Source organism: Dyella sp. CR10 (genome assembly GCF_055814425.1).
On record NZ_CP185986.1, the window covers coordinates 504,193 to 523,163 of the forward strand.

The 18,971-nt window shown below is 68.0% G+C and carries 16 protein-coding genes; 8 read left to right on the plus strand and 8 right to left on the minus strand.

Features of this window, described 5'->3' with window-relative positions:
* Nucleotides 1-20: 20 nt before the first annotated feature.
* From ACNR9O_RS02155 to ACNR9O_RS02175, 5 genes are all read left to right on the plus strand, one after another.
* Nucleotides 21-2,168: a RelA/SpoT family protein gene (locus ACNR9O_RS02155; protein WP_473700697.1), complete on the plus strand. Its 2,148-nt coding sequence runs from the start codon at nt 21-23 to the stop codon at nt 2,166-2,168.
* A gap of 75 nt (nt 2,169-2,243) precedes the next feature.
* Entirely contained in the window at nt 2,244-3,938 is a 1,695-nt protein-coding gene (locus ACNR9O_RS02160) for a hypothetical protein (protein WP_473683350.1), read from the plus strand.
* 8 nt (nt 3,939-3,946) lie between these two features.
* Nucleotides 3,947-4,786, plus strand: coding sequence for an SDR family oxidoreductase (locus ACNR9O_RS02165; RefSeq protein WP_473683347.1), 840 nt, complete (start codon nt 3,947-3,949; stop codon nt 4,784-4,786).
* Nucleotides 4,787-4,922: 136 nt separating this feature from the next.
* Complete coding sequence (mrcB, locus tag ACNR9O_RS02170; protein WP_473683345.1) at nt 4,923-7,250, plus strand: penicillin-binding protein 1B; 2,328 nt, start codon at nt 4,923-4,925, stop codon at nt 7,248-7,250.
* Nucleotides 7,251-7,252: 2 nt separating this feature from the next.
* The gene (locus tag ACNR9O_RS02175; protein WP_473683343.1) at nt 7,253-7,786 is read left to right on the plus strand and encodes a tetratricopeptide repeat protein; all 534 of its coding nucleotides are present in this window, start codon (nt 7,253-7,255) and stop codon (nt 7,784-7,786) included.
* Between the two features lie 33 nt (nt 7,787-7,819).
* Here the strand turns inward: ACNR9O_RS02175 and ACNR9O_RS02180 are convergent, their stop codons facing one another.
* Genes ACNR9O_RS02180 through ACNR9O_RS02190 form a run of 3 tightly spaced genes read right to left on the minus strand, consistent with a single transcriptional unit; the run spans nt 7,820 to nt 9,658 of the window.
* Entirely contained in the window at nt 7,820-8,479 is a 660-nt protein-coding gene (locus ACNR9O_RS02180) for a hypothetical protein (RefSeq protein WP_473683341.1), read from the minus strand.
* Nucleotides 8,466-9,431, minus strand: a complete 966-nt coding sequence (locus tag ACNR9O_RS02185) for an MbnB/TglH/ChrH family RiPP precursor modification enzyme (RefSeq protein ID WP_473683339.1) — start codon at nt 9,429-9,431, stop codon at nt 8,466-8,468. The genes ACNR9O_RS02180 and ACNR9O_RS02185 overlap by 14 nt, the downstream gene beginning before the upstream one ends.
* 8 nt (nt 9,432-9,439) lie before the next feature.
* Nucleotides 9,440-9,658, minus strand: coding sequence for a hypothetical protein (locus ACNR9O_RS02190; protein WP_473683337.1), 219 nt, complete (start codon nt 9,656-9,658; stop codon nt 9,440-9,442).
* Between the two features lie 301 nt (nt 9,659-9,959).
* Here ACNR9O_RS02190 and ACNR9O_RS02195 point away from each other — a divergent pair, with 301 nt between their 5' ends.
* Entirely contained in the window at nt 9,960-11,894 is a 1,935-nt protein-coding gene (locus ACNR9O_RS02195; RefSeq protein WP_473683335.1) for an ATP-dependent DNA helicase, read from the plus strand.
* A 10-nt stretch (nt 11,895-11,904) separates the two neighbouring features.
* Here ACNR9O_RS02195 and ACNR9O_RS02200 read toward each other — a convergent pair whose 3' ends face one another.
* From ACNR9O_RS02200 to ACNR9O_RS02210, 3 genes are all read right to left on the minus strand, one after another.
* Nucleotides 11,905-13,173, minus strand: a complete 1,269-nt coding sequence (locus tag ACNR9O_RS02200) for an RNA polymerase sigma factor (RefSeq protein ID WP_473683333.1) — start codon at nt 13,171-13,173, stop codon at nt 11,905-11,907.
* A gap of 161 nt (nt 13,174-13,334) precedes the next feature.
* Nucleotides 13,335-13,754, minus strand: coding sequence for a VOC family protein (locus ACNR9O_RS02205; protein ID WP_473683331.1), 420 nt, complete (start codon nt 13,752-13,754; stop codon nt 13,335-13,337).
* A gap of 34 nt (nt 13,755-13,788) precedes the next feature.
* Nucleotides 13,789-14,220: a YciI family protein gene (locus ACNR9O_RS02210; protein ID WP_473683329.1), complete on the minus strand. Its 432-nt coding sequence runs from the start codon at nt 14,218-14,220 to the stop codon at nt 13,789-13,791.
* A gap of 205 nt (nt 14,221-14,425) precedes the next feature.
* On the opposite strand from ACNR9O_RS02210, the gene tsaB reads away from it, so the two are divergent.
* Nucleotides 14,426-15,115 carry a tRNA (adenosine(37)-N6)-threonylcarbamoyltransferase complex dimerization subunit type 1 TsaB gene (tsaB, locus tag ACNR9O_RS02215; protein ID WP_473683327.1) on the plus strand — a complete coding sequence of 230 codons (690 nt, stop codon included), beginning with the start codon at nt 14,426-14,428 and terminating at the stop codon, nt 15,113-15,115.
* Nucleotides 15,116-15,130: 15 nt separating this feature from the next.
* Here the strand turns inward: tsaB and ACNR9O_RS02220 are convergent, their stop codons facing one another.
* The gene (locus tag ACNR9O_RS02220; protein ID WP_473683325.1) at nt 15,131-16,156 is read right to left on the minus strand and encodes a YeiH family protein; all 1,026 of its coding nucleotides are present in this window, start codon (nt 16,154-16,156) and stop codon (nt 15,131-15,133) included.
* Between the two features lie 88 nt (nt 16,157-16,244).
* Between ACNR9O_RS02220 and ACNR9O_RS02225 the strand changes: the two genes are divergently transcribed.
* On the plus strand, nt 16,245-17,138 hold the full coding sequence (locus ACNR9O_RS02225) for a LysR family transcriptional regulator (RefSeq protein WP_473683323.1): 894 nt from the start codon (nt 16,245-16,247) through the stop codon (nt 17,136-17,138).
* Here the strand turns inward: ACNR9O_RS02225 and ptsP are convergent.
* Complete coding sequence (gene ptsP / locus ACNR9O_RS02230) at nt 17,128-18,858, minus strand: phosphoenolpyruvate--protein phosphotransferase (RefSeq protein WP_473683321.1); 1,731 nt, start codon at nt 18,856-18,858, stop codon at nt 17,128-17,130. The two genes, ACNR9O_RS02225 and ptsP, sit on opposite strands and share 11 nt — an antisense overlap.
* Between the last annotated feature and the right edge of the window lie 113 nt (nt 18,859-18,971).

Consider the following 18,971-nt stretch of genomic DNA (forward strand, 5'->3'; position numbering starts at 1 on the left):
AATGGCGACGTTCCCAAAGGATGTTCAGAGTGGTCCAAGCCGCCTCCTCCGCATCGTCCAGCCTGGCCCCGTGGCGCGAACGCGTCGATACCCTGCCGCCTGCCTTCGCGCAGGCGCTGGAGGCGTGCGCCACGCGTGACGTGCACGCGGCCGAGTGCGCGGATGTGCTCGAGTTGCTGGGCATGCTCGGCTGCGATGCGCAGACCCAGGCCTCGGCCCTGTGGTTCGAGCTGGCGCGGATCGACCCGTCGTTCTGGGCCGAGCGCGAATCGACATTGCCGCCGGACCTGCAGCGGCTGGTACAGGGGCAGCTGGCGGCGGAGAAGGTATGGGCGCTGCATGCGCAGCAGTCCGCGCAGAGCGGTTCGGAAGGACTGCGCCGCCTGCTGCTGGCGATCATCCGCGATCTGCGCGTCGTGTTCGTGCTGCTGGCGCGGCAACTGGCGCGCATGCGCGCGGCCAGCGCGCTGCCGGAGGCCGAGCGCATGGAACTGGCGCGCCTGACCCGCGACATTCACGCGCCGCTGGCCAACCGCCTCGGTATCTGGCAGTTGAAGTGGGAGCTGGAAGATCTGGCCTTCCGCTATCTGCAGCCGGAAACCTACCGCCGTATCGCCAAGCTGCTGGACGAGCGCCGCACCGATCGCGAAGCCTTCATCGGCGAATCGCTGGATGTGCTGCGTCGCGCGCTCGATGCCGCCGGCATCCGCGCCGACCTGGCCGGCCGGCCCAAGCACATCTATTCCATCTGGAAGAAGATGCAGCGCAAGTCGCTGGAGTTCTCCGACCTGTACGACATCCGCGCGATCCGCGTGCTGGTCGACAGCATCGCCGACTGCTATGCGGCGCTCGGCGTGGTGCATACGCTGTGGCCGCACCTGCCGGGCGAGTTCGACGATTACATCGCGCGCCCGAAGGGCAACGACTATCGCTCGCTGCATACGGCGGTGATCGGCCCGCGCGGCAAGACGCTGGAAGTGCAGATCCGCACGCACGAGATGCACCGCGTCAACGAGCTGGGCGTGGCCGCGCACTGGCGCTACAAGGAAGGCGGCGGCGCCGACAGCGAATTCGAGGCGAAGATCGCCTGGATGCGCCGCCTGCTCGAGCCCAAGGCGGAAAGCGAGGGCGACCTCGCCGCGGAACTCCACACCGAGCTGATGGAAGACCGCGTCTATGTGCTCACGCCGCGTGGCGAAGTGGTGGACATGCCGCGCGGCGCCACCGTGCTGGATTTCGCCTATCACGTGCATACGGAAGTGGGCCACCGTTGCCGCGGCGCCAAGGTGAACGGGCGCATCGTGCCGCTGACCTATCAGCCGCACAGCGGCGACCGCGTGGAAATCCTCACCGCGAAAGTCGCCGAGCCGAGCCGCGACTGGCTGTCCGCGCATCATGGCTATCTGCACACGGCGCGTGCGCGGGAGAAGGTGCGCGCCTGGTTCCGACGCAGTGCGCACGACGCCAATCTCGCGGCGGGGCGTGCCATGTTCGAGCGCGAGTTGAAGCGCCTGGCCTTGTCATCGCCGGATCTGACCAAGTTGCCTGCGCATTTCCATCTGAAGCAGATGGATGACGTATTGGTCGCGCTGGCCCTCGGCGAGATCTCGCCAGGCCAGATCGCGCGCGCGTTGCAGGAAGCGGAGGCGCCGCCACCCGCGGAGACGACCCAATCGTCGTTGCCGGTGGCCTCTCGCCACCACACGCTCGATCACACGGCATTGAGCATCGAGGGCGTGGGCAACCTGCTCACCACGCTGGCGCGGTGCTGCCAGCCATTGCCGGGCGATCCGGTACGCGGCTTCGTCACGCGCGGCCGCGGCGTGTCGGTGCATCGCACCGATTGCGCCAGCCTGGCGCGGCTGGCCAAGCGCGACCCGGATCGGGTGATCGAGGTGGAGTGGGGCAAGGCGTCGGCGCAGGCGTACGAGGTGGACGTCGAGCTGCGTGGCTACGATCGCAAGGGCTTGCAGAAAGACGTTACCAGCGTGATCAGCAACTCGGGGACGCACATCATCGCCTCGTCCAGTCGGGTATTCGTGCGTACCGGCGAAGTGGAGATGCGCTTCACGCTGCGCGTGCGCGACTTCGAGCAGCTGTCCACCCTGCTTGGGCGCCTGGCGGTACTGCCGAACGTGGTGGACGCGCGGCGCGTTCGCGGCGGCTGACGGCAAGCCTTTGCGGCAGATAGCAACGTCATGGCGCAGTGCTAAGCTCGCGCGGTCAACTCCGATGCGTGGACCATGAACGGACGCAAAGACCAGCACGAACACGATCCGCAGGGGCGCACGGAACCCACCCTGGGCGATCTCGATCACCTGGACGACTCGCCCCGGCCGAAGGCCGACGACGGCCTTCCCCGGGTCACCCTGGATGCCGGGCAGCGCCGGTCGGCGCCATCCGCCGGTACCGGCGGGCATGCGCGTCCTTCCCGGCGCGGCTGGCTTTGGCCGGTGCTGCTGCTGGTCGCGATCGGGCTGGGCGTGACGTTCTGGCAGCAGCAGGATCGCCTGCGCGGCCTGCTGCCCACCACGGAACTCAACGACGTGCTCGGCCGCGCCGAGCAGGCGTTGCGCGATGGCCGCCTGGATGGCAACGACGGCACCAGCGCGCGCGAACTGTTCGAGGCGGCGCGCGCGCTTGAACCCGACAACGACCGCGCGCGCGACGGTCTGCGCAAGGTCGGCTTGGCCGAGGTGGGCAAGGCGGATGCCGCGCTCGCCGCCGGCAAGCTGGATGAAGCCGAGCAGGCCATGAATGCGGCACGCGAGCTGCTCGGCGGGGGCAGCGACGTGGACCGTCTGGCGCAGTCCATCGCCAAGGCGCGCGGGGCCACGTTCCAGGCCGGGACACTGGTCGACCAGGCGCAGCAGGCGATGGCGGACGGCAAGCCGGAGGAAGCCGGGGCGCTTTATAAGCGCATCCTCGCCGCCGAACCCGGCAACGCGGTAGCGGCGCATGGACTGGACAAGGTGGGTGATGCGCTCGCCGCGCAGGTGCGCAAAGCCGTGGAAGAGGGCAATCGCGAGGCTGCCAGCGCCAGCGTCGACCGCCTCGCCGCGCTGCTGCCCAACTATGGCGAGCTGCCTTCGCTGCGCGCCGCCCTGGTGCAGGACCAGAAGGAAGACGACGGTCAGCTCTCGGAGGCAATCCGCCAGGGCCAGGCGGCGCTGCGCGCCGGCCGCATCACCGGCGAAGGCAGCGACACCGCGCTGGCGCATTTCAAGCAGGCGCTGACGCTCGATCCGGACAATGCGCAGGCCAAAGCGGGCCTGGGCCAGGTGGCGCAGGCGCTGGTGGTGCAGGCGAATGCGGCGCTGGACAGTGGCGACAGCGCGCAGGCGTCGCGCCTGCTCGACCAGGCGGCCGAGCTGGCGCCGAAGTCCGCTGAACTGGCCGCGGCCCGTGCGCACCTGTCCGACGCGGCTCGCTCCGCCGGCGCCGTGACGGCAGCCGGCGAACCGCCGCAGGCCGACATGCACGCCGCGCTGACGCCGCAGCAAAGCGCGGAACTGGCCCGCCTGGTGCGTCAGGCCGAGGGCGCCGCGCGGCGCGGCAATGTCATGTTGCCGCCGGGCGAGAGCGCCTACGACTTGTACCGGCAAGCGCTGGCCATCGACGGCAACAATGAAGCGGCCCGTCATGGCCTGCAGAAGCTGCCGGCGCTGGTGGTGCAGCAGTTCAACCAGGCCCTGGCCAACGGCAATCTGCAGCAGGCCGGCGAACGTCTTTCTGATCTGGGCGATCTCGCGCCCGGCGAAGCGGGACAAGCCGAACTGCGCCAGCGACTGGCGAACGCCTGGATGGACCAGGCCGAGGAACGCTTGTCCGGCGGCGATCGACCGGGCGCCGCGCAGGCGCTCGACCACGCGCGCAAGCTGGCGCCGGCGAATCCGCGGGTCTCCAGCATCGCGGCTCGCCTGCAGGCAGGCGGCTGAGGCGGTCCGTGCGCGTACTCGTCTTCGGCGCCAGCAGCCAGATCGGTCATTTTCTGTTGCCTCGCCTGCGCGAGCGCGGCGCGGAGGTCGTCGCGGTCAGCCGGCGCCCGCGCGAAAGCGCGGAGGCGACCTGGCTTTGCGGCGACTTGCCGGACGCGGTGCCGGCAACAGGCGCGTTTTCGGCGATCGTCAGCTTTGGCCCCTTGCTGGGCATGGCCGACTGGCTGCGCACGGCGCCGATCGACGCGCCGCGGGTGATCGCCACCAGTTCCATGAGCGCGGAGAGCAAGCGCGAGTCCGAGGTGCCGGCGGAACGCGCCTTGGCCAGGCAGCTGCGCGATGCCGAGGCCGCCCTGGCCGAGGTCTGCGCGCAACGCGGTTATGCGTGGACGGTCTTCCGGCCCACCCTGGTTTATGGCGCGGGCCTGGACAAAAGCCTCACTCCGATCGCGCGCCGTGCGATGCGGACACGGGTCTTTCCGCTGCCCGCCGGAAGCGGCATGCGCCAGCCGGTGCATGCCGACGACATCGCGCAGGCCGTGCTGGCGGCGCTGGACGCACCGGAGGCGGCGGGCAAGGTGATTCCGCTGGGCGGCGGCGAGCGGCTGCGCGCAGGCGAGATGTTCGCGCGCGTGCGCCGCAGCCTTCCGGTGGCGACCGTGCCGGTACCGTTGCCTGCCTGGCTGTTGCGGCTGGGCCGCCATGCGTTGCCGCGGCTGCGCGGTCCGCTGAGCCGCCTGGAAGGCGATCTGATCGCCGACAACGGTGCTCTGCAGGCGCTGCTGGGCTTGTCGCCAAGGCCGTTCCGGCCGGATGCGGCCTGCTGGGGGCTCGACGCGAGGCGCTGAATCCCGGTTCCGCGACTTCTCATCCCGGGATCGTTGGCGTGGCGCCATCTTTCCGCCTCAAACCGCGCTCTGCGTTCATATGCGCGCCGGGAAGCAGGCCCTATGATCGCTCCCTTATCGTTCAGGATTCTCCGCGTTGGCCTTTCTGTCCCGACTTCGCTCGTTCGCAAGCGCCATCTGGCCCTGGGTGCGCATTCCCTTCTGGATCGGCCTGGGTCTGTTCTTCGGATTCGTGCTGCCGTACACCCTGGTGTTGAACAAGCGGGTGCAAGACCGCTTCAACGACCTGGTGTTCGCCGTGCCCACTCGCGTCTATGCCCGCCCGCTGCCGCTCGAGGCCGGCGCGCCGATGACGCCGGCCGCGCTGGAGCTGGAGCTGACGTTCGCCGGCTATGGCAACGACGGCCACGGCCAGGTGGCCGGTACCTGGGCCAAGGACGGTTCGACCTACATCATTTCCTCGCGCGGTTACGCCGGCCCGGATGGCGGCGAGCTGCCGCGACGCATCCGCCTGGCGCTGGGCAAGGGCAGCGTGGCCTCGGTGAAGGACGCGGCCAGCGGCAAGACGGTGGAAACGGCGCATCTGGATCCGGCGCGCATCGCCACCGTATATGGCTCGCAGCAGGAAGAACGCCGCATCGTGCGCCTGGCCGACGTGCCGCCGCTGCTGGTGGCAGGCCTGCAGGCGGTCGAGGATCGCGACTTCAAGCATCATATCGGCATCGATTTCTCGGCCATCCTGCGCGCCAGCTTCGCCAATCTGCGTGCCGGGCATACCGTGCAGGGCGGTTCCACGCTGACCCAGCAGCTGGTGCGCAACTTGTTCCTGGATCGCGATCAGAACTTCACGCGCAAGTTCAACGAAGCGCTGATGTCGATCCTGATCGAAGCGCATTACGACAAGGGCCGCATCCTGGAGGCTTACGTCAACCAGGTGTTCCTGGGTCAGCAGGGCAGCCAGGCCGTGCACGGCTTTGCCGCTGCCTCCGAGTTCTACTTCGGCCGTCGCATGGAAGACCTGCGTCCGCAGGAGATGGCGCTGCTGATCGGCATGGTGAAGGGTCCCAGCTATTACGATCCACGGCGCTACCCGGACCGCGCGCTGTCGCGCCGCAACCTGGTGCTCGAACAGTTCGCCACCACAGGCCTGATAACGGCCGCGGAAGCGAAGGCCGCCGAAGCTACCCCGCTGGGCATCGTCAGCAACGGCTCGCTGCCGCACAACCGCTTCCCGGCGTTCATGCAGCTGGTGCGCGCACAGATCACCAACGATTTCGACGACGCCACGCTCAGCGCCGGCAACCTGAGCATCTTCACCACGCTCGATCCCGCCGCGCAGCTGTACGCCGAGCAAGGCATCACCACGGCGATGAGCGGCCTGGGCAAGCGCGGTGAGGCAGCGCAGGCGGCGGCGGTGGTCACCGACGCGCAAACTGGCAGTGTGCTTGCGATCGTCGGCAGCAAGGATCCGGGCGACCAGGGTTTCAATCGTGCCATCGATGCCCGTCGTTCGATCGGCTCGCTGATCAAGCCACTGGTCTATCTGGTGGCGCTGGCGCAGCCGGAGCGCTGGAACCTCGGCTCGCCGGTGGAAGACACGCCGATCAGCATGCGCCAGCCCGACGGCACGCAGTGGACGCCGAAGAACGACGAAGGCGACGTGCATGGCTCGGTGCCGATGGTCGATGCGCTGGTGCATTCGTGGAACCTGGCGACGATCCATCTCGGCCTGGAAGTGGGACTGCCGCGCATCAAGGCATTCCTGGAGTCGTTCGGCCTGACCGACGTCAACCCCAGTCCTTCGCTGCTGCTCGGCGCGCAGGGCATCCCGCCGCTGCAGGTGGCCCAGCTGTACCAGTACATTGCCGCGGACGGCCATGCACTGCCGCTGGTAGCGGTGCGTGGGGTGGTCGATGCCAACGGCAAGACCATCAAGCGTTATGAAGTGAAGACCGGCAACGGCGAATATCAGCTGGCCGTGCGCCAGGTGACCTGGGCCATGCAGCAGGTCGTGCGCTCGGGCACCGCGGCGGCCATCGGCAAGACCCTGCCCAACCTCAACGCCGCTGGCAAGACCGGTACCAGCAACGAGATGCGCGACAGCTGGTTCGCGGGTTTCACCGCCGACCACCTGGCGGTGTTCTGGATGGGGCGCGACGACAACAAGCCCAGCGGCCTGTATGGCGCTACCGGCAGCCTGCGCGCATGGCAGGAATTGTTCCGCAAGCTGCCGTCGAGGCCGCTGCCGGCCGCGCCGGGCGAAGGCCTGGAGATGGCCTGGATCAATCCGGCCGACGGCAAGCGCACCGATCCGTCCTGCGAAGGCGCGCGCCAGATCCCCGTCGTTGCAGGTACCCTTGCGCAGGATTCCGAAGGCTGCTTCTGGCAGCGCGTACAGAACTGGTTCGGCGGCAGCGACAGCAATGCGCCGGCGCCGGCATCCACCGCACCTATCCGAGATTGATCATGTCGTACCGTCGTTTCCGCCGTCCGCTCCTTGCCTGCACCGTGCTGGGCACGCTCGTGCTCGCCGCCTGCAACCAGCCCAGCGCGCCGTCGCAAGCGACGCGCCCGACGCGTTCGGACAGCGACATCCTGGCCGCGATCCAGGCCGCGGGCGACAAGGAAAAGTCGGTGATCGACGTCAATCCGCTGCGCGATCCGGGCGTGGCCTCGCTGCAGGATGCCGCGCAGGCGGAAGTGCGCACCGGCCAGATCGACGCCGCCGCGGCCAAGCTCGACCAGGCGATGAAGCTCAGCCCGAATTCGCCCGATCTGATGCAGGACCGCGCCGAACTGGCGATCCGCCTGAAGGACTACAACACCGCGGAGCAATTGGCGCGCAAGTCGTGGGAGATCGGTCCGCGCCTGGGCCCGCTGTGCGCGCGCAACTGGCAGACCATCGCGGAGCTGCGCCAGCGCGCCGGCGACGAGACGGCTGCCGCCACCGCGGGCAAGTGGGTGAAGCAGTGCCACGTGGAAGGCGTGCCGCGTTACTGAAGGGGGCTTGAGGCGCCAGGGACCGGTGCCGCATCAACAGTCGGGGCCGATCGCCTCGATGATGCCAGCATCAAGCATGTCGGCAACGGTGATGCCTGGCGCGTAACGCGATGCGACCGTCAGGGTCATGGGAGCGATCAGTGCTGCCCACAGTTCCTGTTCGGCGGTGTCGGCATCACGACATAGCCGAGGCAGGCCCGGCGCGAAGAACATCACTGGCTCCGAATCGGCGAGCGTCAGCAGGGTCGCCCAGGCACCGCGTCCCACGAGCGTGCCGGGCGCCAGCCTGGTCGGCGGCCGGAACGTAGGCATACCGTTCGTTGCCAGGCGAATTGCCCGTTCGATGCGGCAAAGCTCCGCGACCTGCGGGTCGTCCGCCAAGTGCTCGGCCAGGTAGTCGAGAAAGCGCAGGGCTTCATCCGGCGCGAAACTGTCGCGCCCGCCGCCACGATCGATCCACTCCCGCAGCAGTTCCTGCACCCGGGACGCCGGCAAGGTCCCCAGCGTTGCCCGCGCCATCGCCGCAGCGCGGCCTTCGCACCATGAGCGCCGGATCGTGCGAGTGAAGGCGAAGCCCGGGCTGTCCAGCAAGGCAGCGATGGGAATGTCCCGCTCTGGCGCCGGTTCGCCTGCAGCGTCCGCCGGATCGCGCAGCGCATGGCCCAGCCGGTTCTGGAAGTCACGCAGCCGCATGGTCGCGCCGCAACTGTGCGACATCACGACGATTCCAGGCGCGGCGAAGCCGCTCCAGCGTATCGACGATCGTGGCGACATCCATGCGCAGCGCGTGCATCTCCAAGAGCTCGAAAACCACACCGGCCAGGTTGGGGCAACGCGGCAAGGTATGTTCGAGCAAGTCCCATACCGGTTCTGGCGGAACGCCATCGTGCGCGTCCATCCAGTAGCCGGCATGCCACGATCCGCCGGCAATGTGGATCTCCACAACGCGCGACAGGTCGAAGCGTTCGACAGCGGCGAATGCATCGAAGCGCCGATTGAGCGCATTGCAGTACAGGTTATGCAGGTCGAGCAGCTGGCCGCAGCCGCTCGATGACGTGATCCGGTTCATCAGCGCGAACTCGTCGTCGATGCCGTCGTCGCACGGCAGGCAATCGAGGTAGTGCGCGGGATTCTCCAGCAGGAACGGCACGCGGTAGCGCTCCAGCAGTTCGCTGGCGCGCGTGGCGACCAGATCCGCTGCTTCGCGCGTCATGGGGAGTGGCAATGGCGTGCCGATGGCGACCTCTGCGCCGCTGGCGTCGGCGAACGTCTGGAAGGAAAGGTGTTCGCTGTGCCACAAGAACGGCCACTCGGTCTGCAGTGCATCGAGCATCGGCACATAAGCGGCATTCCAACCGTGTGCCGAGCCGATCGACAGTTCGACGCCATGCACCGTCATGGGCAGGTTCGCGCAGGTGCGGCGGGCGCGTTCCAGGCGAGCGGGGATCAACGCCAGGTGCGTCCCCTGCGCGTCGCGCCGCTGGCCACATAGCATCTCCGGCGAGACTTCGACGAAGTCCAGCAAGCCTGTGTCGTACACCGATTCCGGGAGGCTCGCGAAATAGTTGAAGCCGATACCGAGCGGGCGCGGAAACGCCCCGGCGTGCCGGGGCGTGGTGATGCATGCATCCGCGGCCGCTGGCATGGCGGCGATCAGAAGCCTTGCAGGTGGATCGAAGCCACGCCCTGCTTGGCCAGATCCGGCGGCGGGTCGGTGACGAAGTCGATCTGGAAGATGGCGGCGCGACCGCAGTTCGGGCAACCGCCCAGCTTCAGGATCTGATCGACGATGGCATGGACGCGTTCGGCACTCTGGTGCTGCGTTTCCAGCACTGCATGGGCGAACTTTGAGGAACGGGTCAAAGTGTTCATGGCGTTTCCCTCCGAAGGTCCGGCAATGAGCTTGAGTCGGGCCGTCCGCACCGCCGGAACCTGCGGTACGACCCGGGACGAAAGCGAGCGACATGCGCTCGATGGCATGGGCGGTCTCGCGGCGCTATGGGAAGCGCACAGCGGCGGCGATCATGGCGCCGTTACACACATGCGCGCGATCCACCATTCGCTCAGTACAGGCCGTCTTTGCGTCGTAGGGAATCCCTTACGCCCTACGGCTGCGGTCGTTTCACGGCGTCTCCACTCGCCGGGGCAGGCCCGGCTCGGCCATACTTTGCTCATGACCGATTCCGATGTTTCCGCGCTGCTCGGCGCGGAGGGCCCCTTCGCCCGTGAACTGCCCAATTTCGCGCCGCGCGCCGCCCAGCAGGCGATGGCGCGCGCCGTGCAGCACGCCATCGCCGAGCGCGAGACACTGATCGCCGAGGCGGGCACCGGCACCGGCAAGACATATGCGTATCTTGTGCCGGCCCTGCTGTCGGGCGAACGGGTGATCGTGTCCACCGGCACCAAGGCGCTGCAGGATCAGCTTTATTTCCGCGACCTGCCCAAAGTGCGTTCGGTGCTGGGCGCGCGCCTGAAGATGGCGTTGCTGAAAGGGCGGGCCAACTACCTGTGCCTTTATCGGCTCGACCAGACGGTGCGCGAAGGCGCCACGTTCGATCGCGTGCAGGCGTCGCAGCTGGCGGCGATCCGTACCTGGTCGGCACGCACGCGCCATGGCGACCGCATGGAGCTGGCGGAGGTGCCGGAGGAGTCGCCGATGTGGCCGCGCGTCACCTCCACGCCGGAAAATTGCCTCGGTGCCGAATGCCCCTTCTTCGACGACTGCCATGTGGTGAAAGCGCGGCGCGAGGCGCAGGAAGCCGATCTGGTCGTGGTCAACCATCATCTGCTGTTCGCCGACTTGGCGCTGAAGCAGGAAGGGTTCGGCGAGATTCTGCCCGGCGCGCAGGCTTTCATCCTGGACGAGGCGCATCAGGTGCCGGAGCTGGCCGGCCAGTTCTTCTCGCAAAGCATCAGCGCGCGCCAGCTCACCGAGCTGGCGCAGGATGCGCTGGGCGAATGCAATGGCATCACCGGTGCGATCAGCGTGGTGCTGGAGCCGGTGGAGGCGCTGCAGGATGCCGTGCGCAAGCTGCGCCTGGCGATGGATCCCCTGCCGGATCGCGGACCGTTCCATCTGCTGGAAAACGCCGCGGCGGTGCGCGTGGCGATGCACGATGTGCGCGAACTGCTCGCCGCGCTCGCCGATGTGCTGGCGTCGCAGGCGGAGCGCTCACGCGGTTTCGCCAACGCGCACGAGCGCGCGGCGCTGTACAGCGAGCGGCTGGACCGCATCGCCGAACAGGCGGACGAGCAGGATGTGCGCTGGTACGAAACGTTCCCGCGCGGCTTCGCGTTGCACGCGACACCGCTGGATCTGGCGGCGCCCATGCGTGCCTTGCGCGAGCAAACACAAGCGGCATGGATCCATACCTCGGCGACGTTGTCGGTGGCGGGGCGGTTCGATCACTTCGAGCGGCAATTGGGCCTGGACGATCCGCAGACGCTGAGCCTGGAAAGCCCCTTCGACTACGAGCGCCAGGCGCTCTGCTACCTCCCTGCGGGCCTGCCCGATCCGGCGGCGCGCGATTACACGGAGCAGGTGGTCGAAGCGGTGTTGCCGGTGCTGCATGCCTCGAATGGCCGCGCCTTCCTGCTGTTCACGTCGCATCGCGCGTTGCGACGTGCGGCCGAACTGCTGGAAGGGCGCACGCCCTGGCCGCTGTTCGTGCAGGGCACGGCGCCGCGCCATCGCCTGCTGGAGGATTTCCGCGCCAGCGGGCACGGTGTGCTGCTCGGTGCGGCCAGTTTCTGGGAGGGCGTGGATGTGGCGGGTGAAGCGCTGAGCGTGGTGGTGATCGACAAGCTGCCGTTCGCCGCGCCGGACGATCCGGTGCTGCAGGCGCGCCTGGATGCGCTGGAGCAGGCCGGCATCAATCCCTTCATGGGCTGGCAGGTACCCAGTGCGGTGATCGCGCTGAAACAGGGGGTGGGGCGGCTGATCCGTGACGTGCATGACCGCGGTGTGCTGGTGCTGTGCGATCCGCGTCTGACCACCAAAGGCTACGGTCGACTGTTCATGGCCAGCCTGCCGCCGATGCCGCGAACGAAGGCATTCACGGACGTGCAGGCCTTCTTCGGTGAAGCCGCGGAAGCGGTGACGGGTTAGCGCAACCTGCTCAGGACGCCTCTCCGCACGCGCGGGCGCGCTCCAGCAGCAGCTCTTTTTCGCGCGCGTTGCGCGTCAGCGAGGCGGCGCGCTCGAACTCGCGCTTTGCTTCTTCCGTGCGGCCGAGCTTGCGCAGCAGGTCGCCACGCACGCTCGGCAGCAGGTGATAGCTCTTCAGCGACGGCTCGTTGACCAGCCCCTCCACGATGACCAGTGCGGCCGCCGGCCCCGCCGCCATCGACACGGCCACCGCGCGGTTGAGCTCGACGACCGGCGAAGGCGCGATCTGCGCGAGCTCGGCATACAGGGTGGCGATGCGCCGCCAGTCGGTGGCTTCGGGCGTGCGCGCGCGTGCGTGGCAGGCCGCGATCGCGGCCTGGCTGGTGTAGATACCGCGCTGTTCGGATAGCCGTTCGGCACGTTCGAGCGAGGCGAGGCCGCGGCGGATCAGCAGGCGATCCCATTGCGCGCGGTTCTGGTCGAGCAGCAGGATCGGCTCGCCGGTGGGGCCGGTGCGGGCCTTGGCGCGCGAGGCCTGGATCTCCATCAGCGCGGCCAGTCCGTGGGCCTCCGGTTCGCGTGGCATCAATTCCGCCAGTACGCGGCCCAGGCGCAATGCCTCGTCGCACAGCGCCGGGCGCATCCAGTCGTCGCCGGCAGTGGCCGAGTAACCCTCGTTGAAGATCAGGTAGATGACGCCGAGCACCGCGGTGAGGCGTTCGGTCAGCTCGTCGCCGCGCGGCACTTCGAAGGGCACCTTCGCTTCGGCCAGCGTGCGCTTGGCGCGAACGATGCGCTGGGCGACGGTGGGTTCGGGTACCAGGAACGCGCGCGCGATTTCATCGGTGGTGAGGCCACCGAGCAGGCGCAGCGTGAGTGCGACGCGCGCCTCCATCGACAGCACCGGGTGACAGGCGGTGAAGACCAGGCGCAGCATGTCGTCGCCGATATGGTCGTCGGCGGCCAGTTCCACCTCGGAATAGGCCGGCTCCTGATCCAGCTCCAGGTCGCGGCCGATTTCCTCGTATTTGCGCTCCTGCAGCTTGTGGCGGCGCAGGCGGTCGATCGCGCGGTGCTTGGCGGTGGTCATCAGCCAGGCGCCGGGGTTGTCCGGCACGCCGCCCGTGGGCCACTGCTCCAGCGCCGCGACCAGAGCGTCCTGGGCCAATTCTTCTGCCAGGCCGACGTCGCGCACCATGCGGGCGAGGCCGGCGATCAGCTTGGCCGATTCGATGCGCCAGACGGCATCGATGGTGCGATGGATATCGGAGGCGGTCATGGGCGCCGATCAGAGCACCCTGGCGTCTCAGGAAGCAAGACGACGAGCGAAAGCTTTCTTCCTTCGGATGGGAGGGACGGACGGCATCGTTCCGGCCGTACCCTCACATCCCCCCGTGCTCTCTGCAATATTCTGGAGGGCAAGGGGCCCATCCTGGGCTCTTACTGCTGCATCGTCAGGACCATCCAGTTCACGCCGAACTTGTCGGTCAGCATGCCGAAGCTGGAGGTGAAGAAGGTCTTGCCTAGCGGCATGGTCACCTGGCCTCCGTCGGCCAGTGCGTCGAAGCGCTTCTTCGCCTCGGCGTCGTTGGCGCAGGTGAGCGACAGGGAGAAGCCGCTGAAGTTGGTCTTGCCGGTGTTGAAGCCGTCGGTGGCCATCACCATGGTCTCGCCGATGCGGAAGGCCGAGTGCATGACCTTGTCCTCGAAGCCGGCCTGCGGTGTGCAGCCTTCCATCGGCTCCACCGGGCTGTCCTTGTAGCGCATCAGCATGTCGACCTTGGCGTCGACCGCCTGCTTGTAGAACTCGATCGCTTCATCGCAACGACCTTCGAAATGGAGGTAAGGCTGGACGATCATGGACGTAGGCCCCTGGCAGGTGGGTGGACGGAAGTCAGTTCGCGGCGCGAGCGGCGACTTCGGCACGCAGGCGTTCTTCCTGCTCGCGCAATGCCGGCGTGAATTCGGCGCCGAAGTCCTCGGCTTCGAAGACGCGGCGGATTTCGATGTCCGATGTTTCGTTCATCGGATTGGGACAGCGCTTGACCCATTCGATCGCTTCTTCTAGCGACTTCACCTGGATCAGCCAGAACCCGGCGATCAGCTCCTTGGTCTCGGTGAAGGGGCCGTCGATCACGGTGCGCTGGTTGCCGGAAAAGCGCACGCGGGCGCCGCGCGAGCTCGGATGCAGACCCTCGGCGGCAAGCAGGATGCCGGCCTTGACCAGCTCCTCGTTGTACTTGCCCATCGCGGTGAGCAGTTCTTCGCTGGGCAGCACGCCAGCTTCGGACTCCTTGGTGGCACGGACGATCAGCATGAAGCGCATGGGTATCTCCTGTCTGGTCGGTGGTTTCTTGCCTAGGCGACGAACGGCGCGGAAGGAAATCGACACAGACAACGAGAAAGGGGCGCGGGCGCCCCAAGGCGCCGCCGTCGTGCCCCGAACCGGCCGCTCGGCGCCCGCCGCCGGCCTTGCGCCGGCGCTCTGATGGGCGACCTGGCATGACGCCAGCCGTTACTATGGTGCCCCTATGAATCTGCTTGCCATCGAAACCTCCACCGAAGCCTGCTCCGTTGCCCTGGTTCACGGCGACCAGGTGGCGGCCCGCAGCGACATCGCTCCCCGCCGTCATGCCGAACTGGTTCTGCCCATGGCCGACAGCCTGTTGGCTGAGGCCGGTCTGGGGCGCCACGCGCTGGATGCGATCGCCGTCGGCCGCGGGCCCGGTGCGTTCACTGGCGTGCGACTGGGCATTTCGCTGGCGCAAGGCATGGCGCTGGCGCTGGACCGGCCGGTGGTGACGGTGTCGTCGCTGGCGGCGCTGGCACTCGAGGCGCCGGAAGGCGAGGGGGCGATGCTGGCCGTGATCGATGCACGCATGGGCGAGGTCTACGCGGCCTGCTATGCGCGCGACGACCAGGGCGGGCTGGTCGCGCTGGACGAGGAACGGGTTTGTGCACCGGAACAGCTCGTGCTGCCGGCGGTCTCGGGCTGGCACGTGGTCGGCACGGGCTGGGCGACATATGGCGGAGTACTGCGCGGGCGGATCGCCGCGCCGGTGCTGTCCGAGCGCGGCCATGCCTATCCGCAGGCACGGCACGTGGCGGAACTGGCCGTGCGCGAGTTCCGCGCCGGTCATGCCCTCGCGCCGGACCTGGCGCTGCCGGTCTATCTGCGCGACAAGGTCGCGCTGACACTGGTCGAACAGGGCAAGGCCTGAGGCCTCGCCCCGTTCTTACAACTGACCGATCGCCAGCTGTACCAGCAGACTGCTCACCGACACCGCCGCCCATACGCCCAGGCCCAGCAGGATCGGGCGCGCGCCGGTGGCGGCCATCTTGCGCAGGTTGGCGGACAGGCCGATCGCTGTCAGCGCCACGATGATCAGGAATTCCGCGGCCATGTGGATGGCCGGCTGGATTGCCACCGGCACCAGGCCTGCGGTGCGTACCGCGGAGGCGACCAGGAACCACAAGATGAACCAGGGGAAGATCTTGCGCAGGCTGAAGTCGGTCGCGCCCTGTTTTTTCTCTCGCCACGCCACCAGCAGCGCCAGCACCAGGCAGACCGGGATGATCAGGGTGGCGCGGGTGAGTTTGACGATGGTGGCGTAGTCGCCCGCGGCCTTGCTGAAGCTATAGCCGGCGGCCACCACCGACGAGGTGTCGTTGATCGCCGTGCCGGCCCACAGGCCAAAACCCAGATCCGACAGGTGCAACAGGTGCCCCAGCAAGGGAAACAGCAGTACCGCGACCAGGTTGAACAGGAAAATGGTCGAGATGGCGAAGGCGGTGTCGTGTTCGTCCGGTTTGAGGATCGGCGTCACCGCGGCGATGGCTGAGCCGCCGCAGATCGCGGTGCCCACGCCGATCAGGATCTTCAGCTTGTCATGCACCTTGAGCGCGCGGCCAAGACCCCACGCAGCGAGGAAGGCCACCGTGATCGTCACCAGGGTGACCGACAGCGATTCGAGGCCCGTGCGCGCCACCTGATCCAGACTGAGGCCGAAGCCCAGGGCGATGATCGACCATTGCAGCACCTGCTTGCCGGCGAACTGGATGCCGGGGGTGAAGCGGCCGGACGGCGAGAACAGGTTGCGCACCAGAATGCCCAGCACGATGCCGAACACCGGACCGCCGATCAGGGGCGCCAGGCGGCCCAGCCCCAGCGCCAGCAAGGCGATGGCGATGGCGAGCAGCAGGCCGGGGGCGCGCTGACCGAACGTGGGCGTAGCGAGAGGTGGAACGGTGGTGGCGCTCATGGGGCGATTCCTCGGGGACGAGGTATTGTCCGAGCGCTCGTCGATCAGGAAAATTTTAAATAACTGATCGGTGATATAAATATATCTGATGATTAATATCAGCCCCCGCCAGCTCGATGTGTTCGTCCAGGTGGCTCGCCTGGGCAGCGTGCGCGCGGCGGCGGAAGCGCTGCACCTGACCCAGCCGGCCGCGAGCATGGCGCTGGCCGAGATGGAGCGGCAGCTGGATGTCACCGTGTTCGCGCGCGAGCGCGGACGGCTACGCCTCAATGCGCGAGGGCGCGAACTGCTGCCCCTCGCGCAAGAGCTGCTGGAGCGTTATGCGGAGTTCGGCCGGCTGGCGCGTGGCGCCCCGGCGACGCTGGCAGGCGAGTTGAGAATCGGCGCCAGCAATACGGTGGGCAATTACCTGGTAGGCGACCTGCTGGGCGAGTTCGTCCGGGCGCAGCCACAGGTGGCCATTCGCCTGCGCGTGGCCAATACGGATGCGATCGCCGCCGCGCTGCTGGCACACGAACTGGACGTGGGCTGCGTGGAAGGACCCGTGGCGCATCCGCTGCTGGAAATGGAGGCTTGGCGCGATGACGCGCTGGTGGTCTGCGCGCGGCCCGACCACCCTTTGGCGCGGCGACGCGGGCTGCGGCCCGACGATTTCGCCGGTGTTCGCTGGGTCATGCGCGAGCCCGGTTCGGCCACGCGCGCCTCCAGCGAACGCGTACTGGCCCAGCTGCCGCCCGGCGAGACGGCGCTGGAGCTGGATCAGATCGAGGCGATCAAGCAAGCGGTGGTCGCCGGCCTGGGGATCGCCCTCCTGCCCGCCGTGGCGGTTACCGATGCCTTGGCGGCCGGCCGCCTGAAGGCGCTCGTCACGCCGTTCCTGGATCTGCGCCGCAAGCTGTTCCTGCTGATGCATCGTGAGAAGTACCGCGGGGCGCTGCTGGATGCCTTCCTGGCCAATGCCAGGCAACCGCTCAGCAAGTGATTCGCGTCAGCAATTCTTCCGCTTCTTCGTGGGTACGGCAGCGCAGGATGCTCGTAGCGAGGCGGCGCAACGCCTGGTGGTCCAGCGAGGCGATGCGGTCGCGCACGTGCAGCAGCTGGCTGGAGTGCATGCTGAACTCGCACAGGCCCAGCGCCAGCAGCAGGGCGGTGAACCGGGTGTCGCCACCGATTTCGCCGCACAGGCTCACCGGCTTGTTCGCGCGGCGGCCGCTGGAGATCACGAAGGCGATCAGGCGCAGCAGCGCCGGCTGCAGCGGATTGTAGATATTGTCCAGTGCGTCGTTGCCGCGGTCGGAGGCCAGCACGTACTGCGCCAGGTCGTTGGTGCCGATGGCGAGGAAGTCGGCATGCTCCAGCAGCGCGCGCACGTTGATGGCGGCGGCGGGCACTTCGATCATCGCGCCAAGCGGCAGTTTTTCCGGCAGATCTACGCTTTCGCGCTTGAGATCCTGGCGCGCCAGCTTGAACAGCGTACGCACGGCGATCAGCTCATCCGGCTGCGTCACCATCGGCACCAGCACGCGCACCGGTCCGTAGCAGGCAGCGCGCAGAATCGCGCGGATCTGCGTGGTGAACACCGCCGGATAGCGCAGCGACAGGCGCACGCCACGCACGCCGAGTGCGGGATTCTCTTCGCCGCGCAGCGCGAGGCCGGCGGCGTCGGCCTTGTCCGCGCCCAGGTCGAGGGTGCGAATGGTCACCGGCAGGCCGCCCATGCCCAGCACGAGGTCGCGGTAGGCGATGAACTGTTCGTCTTCCGAAGGCAGGCCCTTGTGGCGCAGGAACAGGAACTCGGTGCGATACAGGCCCACGCCATCGGCGCCGCGTGCACGGGCCACGGCGATATCGGCGGAGGTTTCGGCGTTGGCCAGCAGGCGAATGTCGACGCCGTCGCGCGTGCGCGTGGGGGCATTGGCCAGTGAGGCCAGGCGCCGTCCCTCCTGCTGCGCCTCGCGCTGCCAGGCACGGTAGCGGGCCAGGTCCTGCGCGGTGGGATGCACCACCGCCTCGCCGCGCTCGGCGTCGAGCAGAATCAGGTCGTCATCGTGGATGGTGGCCAGCGCGTCGCGCACACCCACCATCATGGGCAGGTCGAGGCTGCGTGCCAGGATCGCACTGTGCGAATAGGGGCTGCCGGAGCTGGCCACCACGCCCAGCAGGCCGTTACCGGCCAGGTGGGCCATATCGGCCGGAGCGATGGTGTCGGCGATCAGGATCTCGCCCACGCGAGCGGCCAGCTTGCGCTCTTCGCGGCTGGTCTGGCGTTGCAGGGCAGAGATGACGCGATTGATGACCTGGTCGACGTCTTCCTTGCGGCTGCGCAGATAGGGGTCGTCCATCGCCTCGAACACCGCCGCGAGGCGGTCGCGCTGTTTCTTCAGCGCGGCGCCGGGACGGTAATGACCGACGCGGACCAGATCGTCCAGTCCGCGCAGCAGTTCCTGGTCGTCCAGCAGCAGGCTGTGCGCATCGATGAATTCATTGACTTCGCGGGCCAGTGCGCCGTGCAGCTTGCCGCGGAGTTCGCGCAGCTCCTGGCGGGCGGTATCCAGGGCGCGATGGAGCTTGCCGAGTTCGACGTCGACTTCTTCCTCGGCGAGCGGGCGCGTGTCGACCAGGTAGCGGCTCGGCTGGACTAGCCGGGCGCGGCCCAGGGCCATGCCGCGGGACGCGTTGGCGCCAGGCAGGACATGCCTCATGCGCAGCCCTCCACGCAGGACGGCATCGCAGCTGGCGCGTGGCGACGCGGAGCATCCGATACGCCATACGGCATACGGCTGTTCAAGCTCCGGTTCGCGTGCGCCATGGCTAC

What these genes read in the sequence shown, in the direction of transcription:
- ptsP (WP_473683321.1), bottom strand. Translation starts at nt 18,858, where the DNA reads ATGAGGCATGTCCTGCCTGGCGCCAACGCGTCCCGCGGCATGGCCCTG.
- ACNR9O_RS02180 (WP_473683341.1), bottom strand. Translation starts at nt 8,479, where the DNA reads ATGCGGCTGCGTGACTTCCAGAACCGGCTGGGCCATGCGCTGCGCGAT.
- ACNR9O_RS02185 (WP_473683339.1), bottom strand. Translation starts at nt 9,431, where the DNA reads ATGCCAGCGGCCGCGGATGCATGCATCACCACGCCCCGGCACGCCGGG.
- ACNR9O_RS02210 (WP_473683329.1), bottom strand. Translation starts at nt 14,220, where the DNA reads ATGCGCTTCATGCTGATCGTCCGTGCCACCAAGGAGTCCGAAGCTGGC.
- ACNR9O_RS02195 (WP_473683335.1), top strand. Translation starts at nt 9,960, where the DNA reads ATGACCGATTCCGATGTTTCCGCGCTGCTCGGCGCGGAGGGCCCCTTC.
- tsaB (WP_473683327.1), top strand. Translation starts at nt 14,426, where the DNA reads ATGAATCTGCTTGCCATCGAAACCTCCACCGAAGCCTGCTCCGTTGCC.
- ACNR9O_RS02205 (WP_473683331.1), bottom strand. Translation starts at nt 13,754, where the DNA reads ATGATCGTCCAGCCTTACCTCCATTTCGAAGGTCGTTGCGATGAAGCG.
- ACNR9O_RS02175 (WP_473683343.1), top strand. Translation starts at nt 7,253, where the DNA reads ATGTCGTACCGTCGTTTCCGCCGTCCGCTCCTTGCCTGCACCGTGCTG.
- ACNR9O_RS02160 (WP_473683350.1), top strand. Translation starts at nt 2,244, where the DNA reads ATGAACGGACGCAAAGACCAGCACGAACACGATCCGCAGGGGCGCACG.
- ACNR9O_RS02200 (WP_473683333.1), bottom strand. Translation starts at nt 13,173, where the DNA reads ATGACCGCCTCCGATATCCATCGCACCATCGATGCCGTCTGGCGCATC.
- ACNR9O_RS02155 (WP_473700697.1), top strand. Translation starts at nt 21, where the DNA reads ATGTTCAGAGTGGTCCAAGCCGCCTCCTCCGCATCGTCCAGCCTGGCC.
- ACNR9O_RS02190 (WP_473683337.1), bottom strand. Translation starts at nt 9,658, where the DNA reads ATGAACACTTTGACCCGTTCCTCAAAGTTCGCCCATGCAGTGCTGGAA.
- ACNR9O_RS02220 (WP_473683325.1), bottom strand. Translation starts at nt 16,156, where the DNA reads ATGAGCGCCACCACCGTTCCACCTCTCGCTACGCCCACGTTCGGTCAG.
- ACNR9O_RS02225 (WP_473683323.1), top strand. Translation starts at nt 16,245, where the DNA reads ATGATTAATATCAGCCCCCGCCAGCTCGATGTGTTCGTCCAGGTGGCT.